Source organism: Bacillus sp. GW823-FHT06A11 (assembly GCF_058795355.1).
On sequence record NZ_JBXAHS010000001.1, the window covers coordinates 464598 to 479179 of the forward strand.

General features: G+C 33.2%; 20 protein-coding genes and 1 pseudogene. 6 read left to right on the forward strand and 15 right to left on the reverse strand.

All coding sequences use genetic code 11. The features are described from left to right. Positions 1 to 22: 22 nt before the first annotated feature. Positions 23 to 808 (forward strand): GNAT family N-acetyltransferase, encoded by a 786-nt coding sequence (locus tag AC1Q8L_RS02130; RefSeq protein WP_098311655.1) that lies wholly within the window; start codon positions 23 to 25, stop codon positions 806 to 808. A 212-nt stretch (positions 809 to 1020) separates the two neighbouring features. Here AC1Q8L_RS02130 and AC1Q8L_RS02135 read toward each other — a convergent pair. From AC1Q8L_RS02135 to AC1Q8L_RS02185, 11 genes and pseudogenes are all read right to left on the reverse strand, one after another. Further along, positions 1021 to 1211 (reverse strand): annotated as a pseudogene (locus AC1Q8L_RS02135) (hypothetical protein). Positions 1212 to 1350: 139 nt separating this feature from the next. After that, positions 1351 to 1539: a hypothetical protein gene (locus AC1Q8L_RS02140; protein ID WP_000516417.1), complete on the reverse strand. Its 189-nt coding sequence runs from the start codon at positions 1537 to 1539 to the stop codon at positions 1351 to 1353. A gap of 50 nt (positions 1540 to 1589) precedes the next feature. Next, a complete protein-coding gene (locus AC1Q8L_RS02145) occupies positions 1590 to 1838 on the reverse strand; it encodes a DUF4176 domain-containing protein (protein ID WP_000418713.1) in 249 nt (82 codons plus the stop codon). Positions 1839 to 1840: 2 nt separating this feature from the next. Then, complete coding sequence (locus tag AC1Q8L_RS02150; protein ID WP_000476183.1) at positions 1841 to 2041, reverse strand: hypothetical protein; 201 nt, start codon at positions 2039 to 2041, stop codon at positions 1841 to 1843. A gap of 6 nt (positions 2042 to 2047) precedes the next feature. Further along, positions 2048 to 2344, reverse strand: a complete 297-nt coding sequence (locus AC1Q8L_RS02155; RefSeq protein ID WP_002093967.1) for a hypothetical protein — start codon at positions 2342 to 2344, stop codon at positions 2048 to 2050. After that, complete coding sequence (locus tag AC1Q8L_RS02160; RefSeq protein ID WP_003270359.1) at positions 2332 to 2520, reverse strand: hypothetical protein; 189 nt, start codon at positions 2518 to 2520, stop codon at positions 2332 to 2334. The genes AC1Q8L_RS02155 and AC1Q8L_RS02160 overlap by 13 nt, the downstream gene beginning before the upstream one ends. Positions 2521 to 2884: 364 nt before the next feature. Further along, on the reverse strand, positions 2885 to 3313 hold the full coding sequence (locus AC1Q8L_RS02165) for a GNAT family N-acetyltransferase (RefSeq protein ID WP_000584233.1): 429 nt from the start codon (positions 3311 to 3313) through the stop codon (positions 2885 to 2887). A 3-nt stretch (positions 3314 to 3316) separates the two neighbouring features. Beyond that, positions 3317 to 3643 (reverse strand): cupin domain-containing protein, encoded by a 327-nt coding sequence (locus AC1Q8L_RS02170; protein ID WP_234410009.1) that lies wholly within the window; start codon positions 3641 to 3643, stop codon positions 3317 to 3319. Positions 3644 to 3694: 51 nt separating this feature from the next. Further along, complete coding sequence (locus AC1Q8L_RS02175; RefSeq protein WP_000221051.1) at positions 3695 to 4180, reverse strand: GNAT family N-acetyltransferase; 486 nt, start codon at positions 4178 to 4180, stop codon at positions 3695 to 3697. Beyond that, entirely contained in the window at positions 4177 to 4737 is a 561-nt protein-coding gene (locus tag AC1Q8L_RS02180; RefSeq protein ID WP_097821816.1) for a 2'-5' RNA ligase family protein, read from the reverse strand. Before AC1Q8L_RS02180 ends, AC1Q8L_RS02175 begins: the two co-directional genes overlap by 4 nt. Positions 4738 to 4743: 6 nt before the next feature. Continuing rightward, positions 4744 to 5310 (reverse strand): GNAT family N-acetyltransferase, encoded by a 567-nt coding sequence (locus AC1Q8L_RS02185; protein WP_001174782.1) that lies wholly within the window; start codon positions 5308 to 5310, stop codon positions 4744 to 4746. Between the two features lie 136 nt (positions 5311 to 5446). Here AC1Q8L_RS02185 and AC1Q8L_RS02190 point away from each other — a divergent pair, with 136 nt between their 5' ends. Continuing rightward, complete coding sequence (locus AC1Q8L_RS02190) at positions 5447 to 6073, forward strand: DUF1648 domain-containing protein (RefSeq protein ID WP_001064609.1); 627 nt, start codon at positions 5447 to 5449, stop codon at positions 6071 to 6073. Positions 6074 to 6126: 53 nt separating this feature from the next. On the opposite strand, the gene AC1Q8L_RS02195 is transcribed toward AC1Q8L_RS02190, so the two are convergent. Next, positions 6127 to 7230 carry a metallophosphoesterase gene (locus AC1Q8L_RS02195; RefSeq protein WP_000721394.1) on the reverse strand — a complete coding sequence of 368 codons (1104 nt, stop codon included), beginning with the start codon at positions 7228 to 7230 and terminating at the stop codon, positions 6127 to 6129. Between the two features lie 173 nt (positions 7231 to 7403). Beyond that, positions 7404 to 7826 (reverse strand): GNAT family N-acetyltransferase, encoded by a 423-nt coding sequence (locus AC1Q8L_RS02200; protein WP_001101120.1) that lies wholly within the window; start codon positions 7824 to 7826, stop codon positions 7404 to 7406. A 129-nt stretch (positions 7827 to 7955) separates the two neighbouring features. Between AC1Q8L_RS02200 and pdxR the strand changes: the two genes are divergently transcribed. After that, on the forward strand, positions 7956 to 9371 hold the full coding sequence (pdxR, locus tag AC1Q8L_RS02205) for a MocR-like pyridoxine biosynthesis transcription factor PdxR (protein ID WP_000348019.1): 1416 nt from the start codon (positions 7956 to 7958) through the stop codon (positions 9369 to 9371). An 89-nt stretch (positions 9372 to 9460) separates the two neighbouring features. On the opposite strand, the gene AC1Q8L_RS02210 is transcribed toward pdxR, so the two are convergent. Continuing rightward, the gene (locus AC1Q8L_RS02210) at positions 9461 to 10306 is read right to left on the reverse strand and encodes a YitT family protein (protein WP_000755122.1); all 846 of its coding nucleotides are present in this window, start codon (positions 10304 to 10306) and stop codon (positions 9461 to 9463) included. 171 nt (positions 10307 to 10477) lie between these two features. After that, positions 10478 to 11686: a macrolide family glycosyltransferase gene (locus AC1Q8L_RS02215; RefSeq protein ID WP_000024463.1), complete on the reverse strand. Its 1209-nt coding sequence runs from the start codon at positions 11684 to 11686 to the stop codon at positions 10478 to 10480. Between the two features lie 386 nt (positions 11687 to 12072). Here AC1Q8L_RS02215 and AC1Q8L_RS02220 point away from each other — a divergent pair, with 386 nt between their 5' ends. Genes AC1Q8L_RS02220 through AC1Q8L_RS02230 form a run of 3 tightly spaced genes read left to right on the forward strand, consistent with a single transcriptional unit; the run spans position 12073 to position 14568 of the window. Beyond that, positions 12073 to 12951, forward strand: a complete 879-nt coding sequence (locus AC1Q8L_RS02220; RefSeq protein WP_000941378.1) for an aminoglycoside phosphotransferase family protein — start codon at positions 12073 to 12075, stop codon at positions 12949 to 12951. Between the two features lie 23 nt (positions 12952 to 12974). Continuing rightward, positions 12975 to 13862 (forward strand): GNAT family N-acetyltransferase, encoded by an 888-nt coding sequence (locus tag AC1Q8L_RS02225; protein WP_016512971.1) that lies wholly within the window; start codon positions 12975 to 12977, stop codon positions 13860 to 13862. After that, positions 13855 to 14568 (forward strand): class I SAM-dependent methyltransferase, encoded by a 714-nt coding sequence (locus AC1Q8L_RS02230; RefSeq protein ID WP_000038495.1) that lies wholly within the window; start codon positions 13855 to 13857, stop codon positions 14566 to 14568. Before AC1Q8L_RS02225 ends, AC1Q8L_RS02230 begins: the two co-directional genes overlap by 8 nt. The last annotated feature ends 14 nt before the right edge of the window (positions 14569 to 14582 follow it).

A 14582-nucleotide genomic window follows, 5' to 3' on the forward strand; every position in this document is an offset into this window, starting at 1 on the left:
TAAAAAAAGAGGTCGATTCGTTATGATGCGAAAATTAAAAAAGAAAGATCATGAACAAGTATTCGCTTACCTAAAAGAAGAAGCAGCCATTAACTTGTTTATTATTGGAGATATTGAAGCTTTCGGTTATGACACAGATTTTCAAGAATTATGGGGAGTATTTAAAGAGAATGGGACATTAAAATCAATTCTACTCCGATTCCACGATTCATTTATACCATATAGTAAAGAAGACTTTGTTACCATTGATTATGAGGCACTTCTTTCCGCATATAAACCGCTTAAACTCTCTGGCAAGTCAACTATTGTAGAAAGGTTTGAAACTTCTCCAAGTCTACAATTAGGCGCCAAAAATGAAATGTATTTTTGCGAATGTCTAAATGACAACAACTTACCTAGCACGCCTATCCAAGAAACAATTAAACTTGCCACACTAGATGATGTAGAGCGAATTATGCAATTAAGAAGTGACATCGCTGAATTTCCGACTACTAATGAATCAGAGAAAATATTAAGGCAGGCTATCGAAACAAATACAGGACGTACATATTATATTGAAAAAGACGGTGCAATCATCGCATCCGCCTCTACTTCCGCTGAAAATTCATTATCTGCTATGGTAGTTGGTGTATGTACACACCCGAATTATCGCGGAAATGGCTACGCTTCACTCATATTACAAAAAATGATTCAAGACTTTACGAAAGAAGGCCGAACACTTTGTTTATTTTATAACAATCCAGCTGCTGGACGAATTTATAAACGACTAGGGTTTAAAGACATTGGGATGTGGACGATGTATCGATAATAATGCATAATACACGCAGGAGAGGCTGCCTATTATAAGTAGCCTCTTCTTAACTAATATCTATTCACATGTACTCCGCTTGCCGTTACTATATGATATACTACGCATTTACTTGTTAACGCTTGTTAATTTTTATAACATAAAAAAACAATTTAAATCTTTTATCTTTTCAACTGAACCAATTAGGAACGCTTTATCGTTATTCTCTTTTCTTATTTAGATATATTTTTCGACTTGCTACTGAAATTTTCCAATAAACAGGAAATCTCAATACATACTCCACCAATAATTAGAGCAACAATAGCTGTTAAAACCTTTTTTCCCATTGGCTGTGGAAAGAAGAAGGGAGAAAAAATAGCACTGCGGTAAAAGTACACATTAAAATACGCCCTTGTTTAAACATGCTTGATTGCTCCTTTTTTCTTTTTCAGATAAAACTATAAGCATAACGTTAAAAGAGGCAACCAGTAGGTCACCTCCCAAGTAAAACGATTAATAATACATGTTACATATTTTCAGCTGTTATTCCATACAATCTATCTCTATTTTGCCCTCTTCTTTTTTCGATTTTTAAATATAATCTCTAACGCTACTACTGTGGTGAATCCTACAGTTAGTTGTAAACCTGTAAACAGCAGTTTATCATTTAAAGGAATACCAGGTGCACTCCACAGCAGCACTGGAGGAACAAGTATGCCAATGATTACTATAGTTCTCATTATCTTTCCCATTTTGTTTCCCCTATCGTATTTTTAAAATCAATATGTATTTTTCAATATTTTTACAATTCTACTAATCTCTCACGTAAAATTAATTCACTCTCATTCAAATACCCTCTATGTATTTCCTCTACAATCTTATCATGATTAAAGCATAACACTTTTTCATCGCCTAAATAACCAACCGGATAAAGAACCCCTACGTAATCAAAATCAAGTTTATCTGCTGAAATGACCATTCTTCCAATAATCATAACAGGTTGGTTTAGATCTTTTAGCTTCACAACTGAACCAATCGGGAAAAGCTCCATCGTCATTCTCCGTTCTTTTTAGATATATTCGACTTGTTACTCAAAATTTCTAATAGATAGGAAATTCCAATACCTATTCCACCAATAATCAATGCTGCAATAGCTGTTAAAAACCTTTTTTCCATTGGCTGCGGAAAAAAGAATGAAGAAAAAAATAAAACCGCGGTAAAAATATACATCAAAATACGTCCTTGTTTAAACATGTGTGATTACTCCTTTTTTTCAGGTTTCAAGAAAAAACCTCCTCCAAAACCTTCGTATGATGCATAAAAACCTTTCTCTTGACCCATGTGAAGCTTATACCCATAAGTCCCTACTCCCAATTCTAAGCGGATTGTTATATCGTGATCACTGAAATACGGAATAATATCCGGAACATCAATTTTCTCTAAAAGCAATTCATACTTGCGCGAACTATATTCCGCACCTACCTTGGCTGTATACTCATCATAACCTACAATACTACTAAAATCGTGCATTTTTTGAGTTACAGTTATATCTTCCATATAAGGAATATCCGTTCGTAAAGTTTATTAGTACCAAGTGCACATACCCCTAAAATAAGAACACCTATAATAAAGCCAATCTTTTTAGGTAATTCATAAGGAGACATAATAGCGACTACAAGTAATATAGCAATTGCAACATATGTAATATATTTTCCGGCCTTAAATGATTGTATATTAATATGCCCCTCTCTTAATCCTTCAATTTATTAGTATCACCTATCCTATAACCATCTCTAACGTATAATCCCGTTTCTTTTCCTAATTAATAGTGGATTATCCCTATCCTTTTTCAAACTTTATTATTGTTTAAATTTGTTATGTATTCGTCCTACCACTTTATTCGCCCCTAAGGAAATAGCTCCTAAAATTAAAACAAAAATAATAAGAGCCATCTTTTTAGGTAGGCTATATGGCAATAACATAGAAAATATAAGAATAGACGATGTATCGATAATTAAAAGCCGATTTAAAATCGGCTTTTATACATACTCATTTTCTTTTCTCATGCTTTCGCTTCCCTCATTCAGACTATTATACTCACTTCAAAGTCATAATTACCTGTCTTTCAACAAACCCAAACTCTTCGTACATCTCTTTTGCAAAGTTCCCAGTAAATACATTCAACCTAATTTCTGAATACTTCTCCTTCAATTCCTTAATACCAGCTTCCATCAGTTCTCTCGATAATCCTTTCCCGCGATATTCTGGGAAAACGTACAATTCATATATAAATCCAAGTTTTTCACAAGAAAAATAGTCTGTATTTTCCCCTATTAATATCCATCCCATTACTTTATTTTCTTCTTTAATGATTAAATAAAATGCTCCTTTTTCTACAATCGGCTTTGTAATTTCAATCGCTTTCTCGGTACTTAATTGACAATTTCCTCTCGTCCCTTCAAAAAGCGCTTGAGCTGTATGTTTTAATATTTCATTGGTATCTTCTTGATTTGCCTTAATTATCATTTTTCACAACTCCCCTGGAATAATAGGCATTACTATCCCTTGTTCAAGATTCTCCGCCTCCATAACAATTGCCGTTAATCCTTGTTCTGTACTTGTTTCATGGGGCTCTCCCTTCTCCCAAAACACAGCTTGTCCCGCCTCTACCTTTATCTTTTTTTTATTTGCCCCACATACATATCCTGCTCCGTCCACAATAAGAAGCAGTTGAGATACAACTGCTTCATGATAACCGATGATTCCATTCTCTTGTAAACGCATAGCACCGATATGTACATTTCCTTGATGGTTTACTATTTTCGACATTATGAAATTAGATTGAAATACCGATATGTGCTTTCCTACTTTTTAACTAAAATCAAAAATTTTCATTGCTAGTCCTCCTTATACATATAAAACCATCCTTACTGTCTGCATCATATGTCCTTCAAAGTCTTCTTCAAATTGCTCTAATTCAGCAAAACCTTTCGCTTCATAAAAGCGTTTTCCTTTTTCATTTGCTGCTTCTACATGTATGTACAATTTACGTATCCCATTTAATTCCTTAATCCCTCTTTGTAATAAAGCACTTCCGATCCCTTTTCCTTGCTGATCTGGTAACAAATAAATCGCACCTAATTCCGCTTCATTTTGTAGTCTAACAGGTGAAAAGTTAGCAAATCCTATTACTTCTCCCTCTTCTTCCGCAACGAATAAATGTGTATTTTTAAGACGATATTTCATTTTTTCATCAGAATATGCCTCGTCTAAAAAACTGTCTTGAATTTCTCTTGGAATAATGCCTTCATATGTATCATGCCAAGCTATTTTTGCTACTGATTGTACAGCGTGAATGTCTTCTTGCTTCATTTCTCTAATTATATATGTCATCTCGATGTCTCCATTCTCTTTAAATTACATTCTGCTAATATACTAGAAGAAACGGCAGAACCATTTTCATAATTCACCTTAATTAATTTTAACTTTTCAATCGAGGCTGTTGTAACATCAAAATTCTCATATATATACTCCATCGCACTTAAAAACTGAGTTGAATTCAAATGATTCGCAATCGTACAATGCGGAACCCATTTTCCCGGTACGTAATATGAATTTGGATTGTCATGAAAATTTTTAAAATAATCATGATAAGAATGATGAAGTTTTAACAATTCATCGGTAACAGTCGGAGCTAGAAAAATCGTACCGTTAGTAGGAAAAGTTCCAACAGAAGGAAAAGTGACTGCAGACATACTTTCTTGAATAGCTACAAATCCCTTTAATTTTTCAATAAACAAATTAACATCTAACTCATTATAATCCGCAATCGTAATATGAGGTTCTACTCCAGCTAATTGATTTGTTCCCATTATATTCGTTAATTCATTTTGCAGTTCTGTAATTTTATTAGTAAATACACGATCAAATGTAGCAATAATAGCGTACAATCTTTCTCACCCCTTCGTTACACATAGTGCTTCCCATTCTTCACGAATCATTCCCATTCGAATAGAATCATAGTATGTTCCGTTATAATAACGACACTTTCGCATTCTACCTTCTAAGCTCATTCCTATTTTCTCCGCTACTTTCATCATTCGTTCATTGCCAGACCAAGTCGTGATTCCTACTCTACCAATCTCCATTTTTTCAAATAGCAAATCTCTATATAATGTCAATGTTTCTGTACCGTATCCACCATTCCAGTATGTTGGGTCATAAATCACAAGCCCCATCTCTAACCAACGCGTCGGTTTATATTCCCAATAAAACCCGACTGTCCCAATGATTTGACCGTTATTTTCTATAATTAAATTTGACAGTGGTTCTTCTTTCAAACGAGTTTGCATCTTCTCTTTATAGGAAGAGTATTCTTGCATTGAGAACGGGAAATATGGCGCATCCCATTTCTTCCATTCTGGGCTTTCTTCTTTAAATATGATATTCCATAATGTTTCTATATCCGATTCTTCTATTGTACGAATTGTAACTTTCTTCCCCTTTAATACAACCTTTTGCATAATTCCCTCCTGCATTCACCTTTATTTCATATATAATTATAATATTTTTTCAGAAAAATCAAAACTAATATCATATATTATATTGTATAATTTTGTTATAAGATACCAATTATTGATTTAGAAAGCTGGTGATTCAATGAATAATCAATTTAGTATTGCTTTATTTCTCACTATTATTACGACAAATATTATTCTATATTTCTTCTTACCATCAAATATTGTTACAAAATGGGACTTCAATGGAACGCCTACATCAACAATGGATAAAAGCACTTTTGTAATCGTAAATATAATTATATGTTTCTTCTTATTCTTTGTATTTTTAGCTTTATCTAAAGCAGTGAGTAACCAGAAATTTCTCCATTGGATCGGCAACACAATGTTATTATTCTTATTTTTTGTCGATATTGTCATTGCCCTCATCGCTCTTGGCTTTTCACTTCCTCTTGATCATTTCATATTTTTAGCATTAGGGCTTTTATTTATATTAATAGGTTATTTCAGTTCCAAAATTGATACGACTAAATCAACCGTTTCATTAGAATGGAATGATAAGCACCTCGAAAAAAGAGCTTCAAATATTAGTAGTATTTCAATGATGATAGCAGGGATTTTTTTAGCGATACTTCCTTTTAGCGTTTCTGCTCCCTATAGAGGTTATGGCATACTAGCAATTCTTTTAGGAATGACGCTTATCATTCTACCGAGTACGATTTATTTACTTATTAAAGACAGCAGGCAGTCCACTAATTTAAAAGGTTAATTGAAGTACGAAGGCGCAAAATAGGCAATAAAAAATAGGAGGTTACATCCCTCCTATTTCAGCTCAAGCAAAATGCCTTTCTCTATCCACCCCTCTACACCATCTTTTTTAATTAAATCATATCCTGAACAACTACCATCAATGAGAGAAACGATATCTCCTTTTCTAACGCTTATTTGCGCACAAGAAATATCAGTTTTCACTGTATATTTACCTGACTCAAGTTGTTTCATGTATTCATTTTTTACAGTGAGTAATTTATTTGTTTCCTTTTGCTTACATACTGTATAATCTTGCATCTTCTCGATAGGCTCTATGTAATAATACGGATATGTCACTCCGCCCTGCATTTCTGAATTCGCATTAAAATCCGCTATTACTTCGTACCCTGGAAAATAGTCTACATATGTATAAGAAAACGTATCGCCCGTTTGTTTCCTCTGAATAATAAATGCATTTAATTGTCCTGCTTCTTTAATTGCATTTCCTCCATCTATTGCAATAATTTTTTTCTCCTCATCAATAACTGGATTGTTAGACGGTGCTTCTTCAGAATAGTTCACGACAGGCCAATGACCAACTATTACATACTTATTTGCTTTATGTGATTTATTAAAAAACTCTGGCATTGCTATCGCATTTTTGCGCTCTGTTTCTTTCCAATCTACTCTATCTTCTAGCCCGGCATGCACAAAAATATAATCTTCTGTTTCAATCGCTGTTGGCAACTCCGTTAGCCAATATAGTTCTTGTGAAAATTCACTTAGCAAGGCTTCTCTCACTTCACGAATTGAAGTGCCTTCATGAACTGAAAAATCCAATTGCTCTAGCCATTCATTAAAAATTGAATGCTTTCTCGTACATAAATAATTAATAAGACGAGGATTTTCATTTAGAAGAGCATCAACTAAAACTTCACAATTTCCTTCAACAACGTGAACATTTGAATTGTTCTTTACAAGATTCATAACGTAGTTTACTACACCTACGCTATCTCGTCCTTTCTCGCAAAGATCTCCATTAATAATTAAATAATCTTCATCTTTAAAGTTAACTTTATATAGTGCTTCTTTTAAAAGATTTAATTCTCCATGAATATCAGATATGACGATAACTCTAGCATCATTAGGGATTGATAGTTTCTTTATTTTCTTCAAGTATAAGCGCTCCAATCATTCTCTTTATTAAATTAAAACAATTCGACAAAATACACTATATAACCTTTTCAAATACATATACCATAACTTACAACCTATTTACCGTTCAATAATAACTTAATAAATAAGAAGAGGCTGTTCCCAACTTTTGCGGGACAGCTTCTTCTTATTATTTATAATTCTTTATGAAAAGAATAACTCACCTTATCATACCCTTCTCTTTCATAAAAATGATGAGCATCAATTCTTGCAAATGCTGATGTGAGGACGATAGATTCACATCCGTTTTCCTTTCCCCAGTTCTCTATATACGAAAGTAATACATTTCCATGTCCTTTTGAACGATGTGTGTCTGCTGTTACAAGGTCATATACGAAAACGTGCTTCTTATTATAAAAATTCGTACAAATCGCTACACCTGCAAGGCTAACAACTTCATCCTCCTCATTACGCAGCGAAAATAATTTATAATTTTCTTCTTTCATATTTCGAAATAAAGAGCTTGTTTCCTCTTTTGAAAGTTTCGTTCTTAATTGCTGTAAAACAGGTAATACTTCATGTAATTGCTCTTCTGTTACTACTTCTTTAACATTCATTTTTAACTCTCCTCTAACTATTTATTTAATTTTCTAAATGTTATATCATTATTATAGAAAGTAACTGCCCTTTACTTAAGTGACAGTTTAATTATTTTTTATAAGGCCAGTTTTAAAGGAGAGTTTTATATGGATTTTACTATCCCATTGCAATTACAAAGTAACACACCTATTTACTTGCAAATTTACGACTATATAAAAGCTGAAATTATACAAGGGAGTATTTCTGTTGGCACACGTCTACCCTCACACAGAAATTTAGCATCACAACTTAATATTAGCCGCATTACTGTTGAATCAGCTTATCAACAATTATTAGCTGAAGGTTATGTAGAAAGTAAACCGAAACGTGGTATTTTTGTAGCAAATTTCGATATTGACGTTATCCCAAATAAAAAACGAAATGCAGCAATGAAGACGAGCAATTTAATAGACGAAAAATTCGAATATGATTGTAGCCAAGGGCTTATTGATCAAAATACATTTCCGATTACAAATTGGAAACGAGCATTACAAGAATCCATTCTTAAATACGAAAATGCACTATTTGCCAAAGAAGACCCTCAAGGTGAATTCGCTCTTCGAGAGCATATATCAACATATTTATATCATTCTCGCGGTGTACATTCTTCACCTGATCAAATTGTGATCGGTGCCGGAACGCAGCCACTTCTCTGGCTACTACTTCAACTGCTTGGCCCTACAAAAGAATACGGCATTGAAAACCCTGGATTTCACCGTATACACGCAATCATTAAAAGCTGTGATAGACAAATTCATCCCATACCATTGGATGAAAAAGGTATTGATATTTCTAGCTTATATAACACAAATGCCAATGTCGCATACGTTACACCATCACACCAATTTCCACTCGGGATTATTATGCCTTTATCTAGAAGAACAGAATTGTTAAAGTGGGCTAATGATTGCAGCGGATACATTATTGAAGATGACTATGACGGTGAGTTTCGCTACGCTGGTAAGCCGATTCCTTCTTTGCAAAGTCTTGATTCAAATGAACGCGTTATTTATATGGGGACTTTCTCAAAATCTTTTTTACCTTCTTTACGAATGGGATATGTTGTTTTACCACCACATCTTTTAAAAACATATCAAGAACTGCATGGAATTTTCAAACAAACAGTCGCTACAATACAACAACTTGCTTTTGCTAACTTTATACAAAGCGGGAATTGGGAACGTCATCTTAACCGGAGTCGTACACTATATAAAAGAAAACATCATGCGTTAGTAAAATCCATTATGAAAGAAATGGGGGCTAATGTTCAAATTCTTGGCGAACAGTCCGGACTTCATATTGTTTTATGTGTCCATAACAGTATGAATGAAAACGAACTGATTGAATCCGCTAAAAAACAAAGCGTTAAATTATACCCGGTTTCTCCATATGATTTCGTGAATGATTTACGTAAGGAATCATACGTATTACTCGGTTTTGGTAGCATTCCAGAAAATAAAATTGAAACGTTGGCTATATTATTGAAAAACGCTTGGTTCCCTAGTTGCAAGGAAACTTGTTAACAGTGGGTTTAACTTGTAACATACTAACAATTCAACAAAATAAAAAAGAATGCTGTTCCAAAATAACTTTTTGGACAGCCTTCTGCTAGTTATTCACCTGACCTAGCTTTCCTTCCCGGACGTTTCACACCAGTCGTTTCTGTTGAATAAGAAGCTTCAATTATAGCGGTTGGATCTACAGAGAGAACGAGATCTTTCATTTTCGGATAAATGAATCGGTTTGTAATGCAATAAATGATTCTCTTATGCTCCCCTAAAAAACCACCTTCTCCATGTAGATACGTAACAGATAGTTGCAATTCTTTCATAAGTAAATCGCCTATTTCTTTATTCTTACCAGAAATAATCATAACGCTCTTACCTTGATTTATACCATCTAATATAAAATCAATCATTTTCGTAACAATATAGAAAATGGCTAATGAGAACATCGCTTGTTCGATTGAAAATAAAATGGCAACAAAGATGAAAATAACTGCATTTACTGCAAGTAAAAAAGTACTAATCGGTACATTAAAGTGTTTATTCATCCAAACTGCTAACATTTCCGAACCGTCAATTGCTCCACCCATTTTAACAACAATCCCAACACCAATTCCGAACAGCACTCCACCATAAAGTACAATTAATAACTCAGAAGTCGTAATTGCTGGAAATGGTTTTAAATAAATTAATCCGAGTGTTGTAACTACATTCGCATAAGATGTACGGATAAAAAATTTCTTTCCCATTACTTTTGCAGTAAATAATAAAATTGGGATATTAATTCCTAAGAACACACCATAAAGCGGCAATTCTGCGACTTTATTTGCCATAATAGCAATAGCCGTTACCCCGCCATCTACTAATCCATTAGGTGCTAAAATAAGCTCTAATGAACCTGCTACTATAATTGAGCCAATTGTTAATAATACGTATTCAAATACTTTCTTCATTCATTACCCCCAAAACTTATATATTTTCTTAGTATTATTTTAACGTAATTTTACTACTAATTCAAAGGTATCGATTTATATACAAAAAAGTTTCACCTTTATCGCTATTTTTATGTAACACGTAATACTAGAAACACACTTACAAATTAAAAGTAAGTGTGTTTCTAACATCTATTTAATCTTTACGTACGGCTTCATTTTTAATTCAAATATTTCCTCAACTGCCCTTTGATATCCACCAGCATTTCTAAGCGAATCTCCCACTTTACGACTATTTCTCTTAAACGTCACATCATTCATTACTTTCTTTACAGTCTCACGTAACAATTCAGAAGTTAACTCGTTACGATTAAGTGTTATGCCTGCCCCTACTTCAGTCAATCGTTTTGCAACGAATGGCTGATCTCCTGTTACCGGAATTACAACTAATGGGACACCGTAATATAACGCTTCACTCGAACTATTCATACCACCATGTGTCACGAATACATCAGCATGCTGTAAAACTTCTAATTGCGGGACATAATTATACAACTTAAAGTTTTTCGGGATATTTTCAAATTGACTTATATTTATCTTCTTACCAACGACTAATACGACTGTCGCATCTACATCTTTAAACGCTTCAAAACACTTTTCATACAAAGCAGGTTGTTCATTAAAAACTGTTCCCATAGAAATGAAAATCACTTTTTCATTTTTTAAATCTTCGGTAGGAAAACTCCCCACTTCTTTTCGAGTAGCAATTGATGGACCTACAAATTTATACGATTCATCAAATAAATCTGAACGCGGCTGATATTCTTTTGAAGTATATACAATCGTAATATCACCAGGATGGTTCATAATATCATACATACTATTACATTTCATTCCATACTGCTTATTCCATCTTTCCATTCCCGCTAAACAAGATTGATATAATGGATTCATTTCGTCTACTTGTCTCGATTCTTGCCCATCATGAAAATTAATGTACTGATTAACAGCAAACGTTGTACAAGATGAAACGCTTGGTAATTGTAAAATATTCGCTATAATACGTCCTACTGGAAAATGATTATCATATATTAAATAATCATATTTTTCCTCTTTTGTTTCTTCTACAATTTGAGTAACAATACGCTCTGATGCTTCAATCATATGAGATAGCATCGTCAAAGGGCTCCCACCTTCATTTACTCGTTCCATAATATTAATTTGAGAGAGAAAATTCTCAAACACTCGGAATTCTGCACCTGTTGCTTCAATCTTCTTTCTATAATCTTCAATACAATACGAAACAACTGTTTCTCCTCGTTGGATTAACTCACTTACAATAGCTAAAGTCGGATTAATATGACCTTCCCCAGGGAAATTTATTACGAGTACATTTGCCATAATATTCTCTCCTATCCAGTCAATCTTATAAAGTTAACAATTAATTATATTAATTAATTTAAGTCTATTATAAATGAATGCATTCTACTTCTTCATGCTTTTCTCTTCATTTTATTATTGAGAAATATTTTCTATAGTCTACATTATTTTGATTCACAATCTTATAAATGAATGCTTAATTTTACTTTTACTCTTCATAGATTTAAAGATATGAGTCTTACTACTATAATTTTTAGACAATTCACACAAAAATGTAGAAATATAATGTTTTTAATGAATTTTCGCTATAAATGTAACTATGCTTTCAATCTTTTTATCTTTATCCTCATAACACATCATCTGTTATATAATGAATTTATAGAATTTACAGAAAAGGGAGTCTTTTCATGCTACAACAACTATTCAATTCAACTATTCTATCCGTTCAGGCCTTGCACCCAGGTTATGAAGATCATGCAAGTGATGTTTTTCTCGTTCAAACAGAAGATACAGAAGTTATCGTTCGTACTTCTAAAATGAATGAAGAACCAAATAATGATTTTTGGTGGGGATGTAAAAATCTATTTGGAATTGATCCAAGGAACGTCCATCATTTAGAAACTGTACATACATTGCTGCAAGAACATACGAATCTTCCTATCCCAACAATATTAGAAAAACATGTTTTAAATGGCCGTGAATTTGTGGTGGTCGAAAAGTTAGTAGGTAACACAGTTCAATCTTTTATCGAGCAACCAGATTCTATTTTATTTAGCCTAGGAAAAGGACTTGCAGAAATACATAAGTTTAAAGCCGATTTTATAGGAAATCCGTCAGGCACGTTCCAAGTTCCACTAGATGAATTCCAATCACATATTTTAAACGTGAGTAAAGAGCTTGTGAATATGTTTTATTCCGATGATGAAAGCATACAAAATGCTTTTCCTACCTTTGAATCACAGCTTTCTTCCCTGTCCCTACCAAAAGAAGCTACACTCGTCTTACTTGATATGGACCCTACCCAATTTTTATATGACGGTACAACTATTACGGGTTTAGTAGATACTGAAGCTTACGCGGTTGCCCCGCGAGAGTTTGATTTTATCGGACTAGAATATGTACTTACCGAAAAAGAAGCACATGCCTTTAAAAGTGGTTACGAAACAATTATGCCTATTCCTCATCTTGAAGAATGTAGACGACCATATCGTTATTTATACCGACTGTTATCTGTGCAAGGTAGTGTGGAATTAAAGGAATGGTTAAGTCACCCATCCTATTTTTAAATACAATTGAGAGGGAGTATACAATGGATATTCAGAAAAAGCGTTCTGTAACAGAAAGTGAAATACAGCAAATGAAGGATTTGGCTTATATTTGCGGGCAACAAGACAATCTTGATTACTCTTCAGATTTACATATCAACTTTTTAAAAAATCGAAATGAAGATCATATAAACGATTTTCTTCTTTATAACGGTACTCAATTAATTGGCACTTTAAATATGTATGATTTCGAAAGACCAACAAAGCTTGAACTAATAGGCTTTGTACATCCTCATTTTAGAAAACAACGTTTCGGAACTACCCTTTTACAAACTGCAATGAAAGAAATACAAAATAGAGAGGCAGATGAAGCTCTTCTTATTATCAATGGGGATTCTATTTCTGGGAATGAATTTGTAAAACATATGAAGTTACCGTATTTATATAGTGAATATAGTATGGAGTTCAAAACAAACGAAATTCAAAAAACAACAGAAAGTAATATACAGCTTACTCTTGCAACTTCAGAATCACTTCTTGACCTTATTGAAATTTCTAGTACAGCTTTTGGTGATTCAGTAGACAATACGGCTACATGGTTACAAAAAATGATGACTTCACCTTCTCATAAAGTTTACAGTGCTCTTATTAACGAAAAAGCTATTGGAACAATTACAGTTACTGAGCAAGAACAATCTACTACACTATCAGGATTCGCCGTTCATCCTTCTTATCAAGGTAAAGGATATGGAAAAGATATTCTTAGTTATATGGTACATACCCTTATTACAGAAGGAACTTCAACAATTGAATTAGACGTCGAAACGAAAAATAACCATGCTTTAAAACTATATACACAATGTGGTTTTAAAATTAAAACGAAGCATGACTATTATAATTTAATGAATAGCACGGAGAATATTTATGTCTAAAAAACTTATTTATTCTGATTACGATATTTTCGCATCTATTTATAATAAACATTGGGGAAATTTTGCCGAACACTCCTATCTAGCTTTTGAAAAACTCGTTTTACAATATGCACAACCACGTTCTCATATTTTAGATCTTTGTTGCGGGACTGGTCATCTTACAAGGAAACTACTTGATAATAATTTTGTAGTAACTGGTATAGATGGTTCTACTCAAATGATTGAATATGCAAGTGAAAATGCGCCAGATGCAACCTTTTTCGTCGATGACGCTCGCTATTTCAATATAAATGAGCAATTCCACTACGTCATCTCTGCCGGTGATAGTTTAAACCATATTATGAATTTAGATGAACTAAAAAGTGTGTTTCACAACGTTTACTCCGTATTACATAACGAGGGTATATTCGCATTTGATATGAATATGGAAAAAGGATTTCTTGAAAACTGGATTGCTTCGTTTCATATTTCAGAGAAAGAATATGTTTGTACGATTGATTCTACATTTGATAATAAAAACAAAAAAGCAGAAATGAATTTCATATTATTTACACGTGATACAAATGATATTTGGAAAAGAAGTGACTTTTCTTTTAAAGAAACATGTTACACTAAAGACGAAATTACTCATGCATTACAATCTGTAGGTTTTAAAAATATTCAATCGTACGGTACAAATAGAGCATTTTTCACTTGCCAAAAATAAAAAAACTGAATCTA

Coding starts and splice junctions, on each gene's coding strand:
- AC1Q8L_RS02185 (WP_001174782.1), bottom strand. CDS start 5,310: ATGCAAAAGGTTGTATTAAAGGGGAAGAAAGTTACAATTCGTACAATA.
- AC1Q8L_RS02220 (WP_000941378.1), top strand. CDS start 12,073: ATGCTACAACAACTATTCAATTCAACTATTCTATCCGTTCAGGCCTTG.
- AC1Q8L_RS02150 (WP_000476183.1), bottom strand. CDS start 2,041: ATGTTTAAACAAGGACGTATTTTGATGTATATTTTTACCGCGGTTTTA.
- AC1Q8L_RS02230 (WP_000038495.1), top strand. CDS start 13,855: ATGTCTAAAAAACTTATTTATTCTGATTACGATATTTTCGCATCTATT.
- AC1Q8L_RS02200 (WP_001101120.1), bottom strand. CDS start 7,826: ATGAATGTTAAAGAAGTAGTAACAGAAGAGCAATTACATGAAGTATTA.
- AC1Q8L_RS02215 (WP_000024463.1), bottom strand. CDS start 11,686: ATGGCAAATGTACTCGTAATAAATTTCCCTGGGGAAGGTCATATTAAT.
- AC1Q8L_RS02190 (WP_001064609.1), top strand. CDS start 5,447: ATGAATAATCAATTTAGTATTGCTTTATTTCTCACTATTATTACGACA.
- AC1Q8L_RS02155 (WP_002093967.1), bottom strand. CDS start 2,344: ATGGAAGATATAACTGTAACTCAAAAAATGCACGATTTTAGTAGTATT.
- AC1Q8L_RS02225 (WP_016512971.1), top strand. CDS start 12,975: ATGGATATTCAGAAAAAGCGTTCTGTAACAGAAAGTGAAATACAGCAA.
- AC1Q8L_RS02165 (WP_000584233.1), bottom strand. CDS start 3,313: ATGATAATTAAGGCAAATCAAGAAGATACCAATGAAATATTAAAACAT.
- AC1Q8L_RS02210 (WP_000755122.1), bottom strand. CDS start 10,306: ATGAAGAAAGTATTTGAATACGTATTATTAACAATTGGCTCAATTATA.
- AC1Q8L_RS02175 (WP_000221051.1), bottom strand. CDS start 4,180: ATGACATATATAATTAGAGAAATGAAGCAAGAAGACATTCACGCTGTA.
- AC1Q8L_RS02130 (WP_098311655.1), top strand. CDS start 23: ATGATGCGAAAATTAAAAAAGAAAGATCATGAACAAGTATTCGCTTAC.
- AC1Q8L_RS02140 (WP_000516417.1), bottom strand. CDS start 1,539: ATGGGAAAGATAATGAGAACTATAGTAATCATTGGCATACTTGTTCCT.
- pdxR (WP_000348019.1), top strand. CDS start 7,956: ATGGATTTTACTATCCCATTGCAATTACAAAGTAACACACCTATTTAC.
- AC1Q8L_RS02145 (WP_000418713.1), bottom strand. CDS start 1,838: ATGGAGCTTTTCCCGATTGGTTCAGTTGTGAAGCTAAAAGATCTAAAC.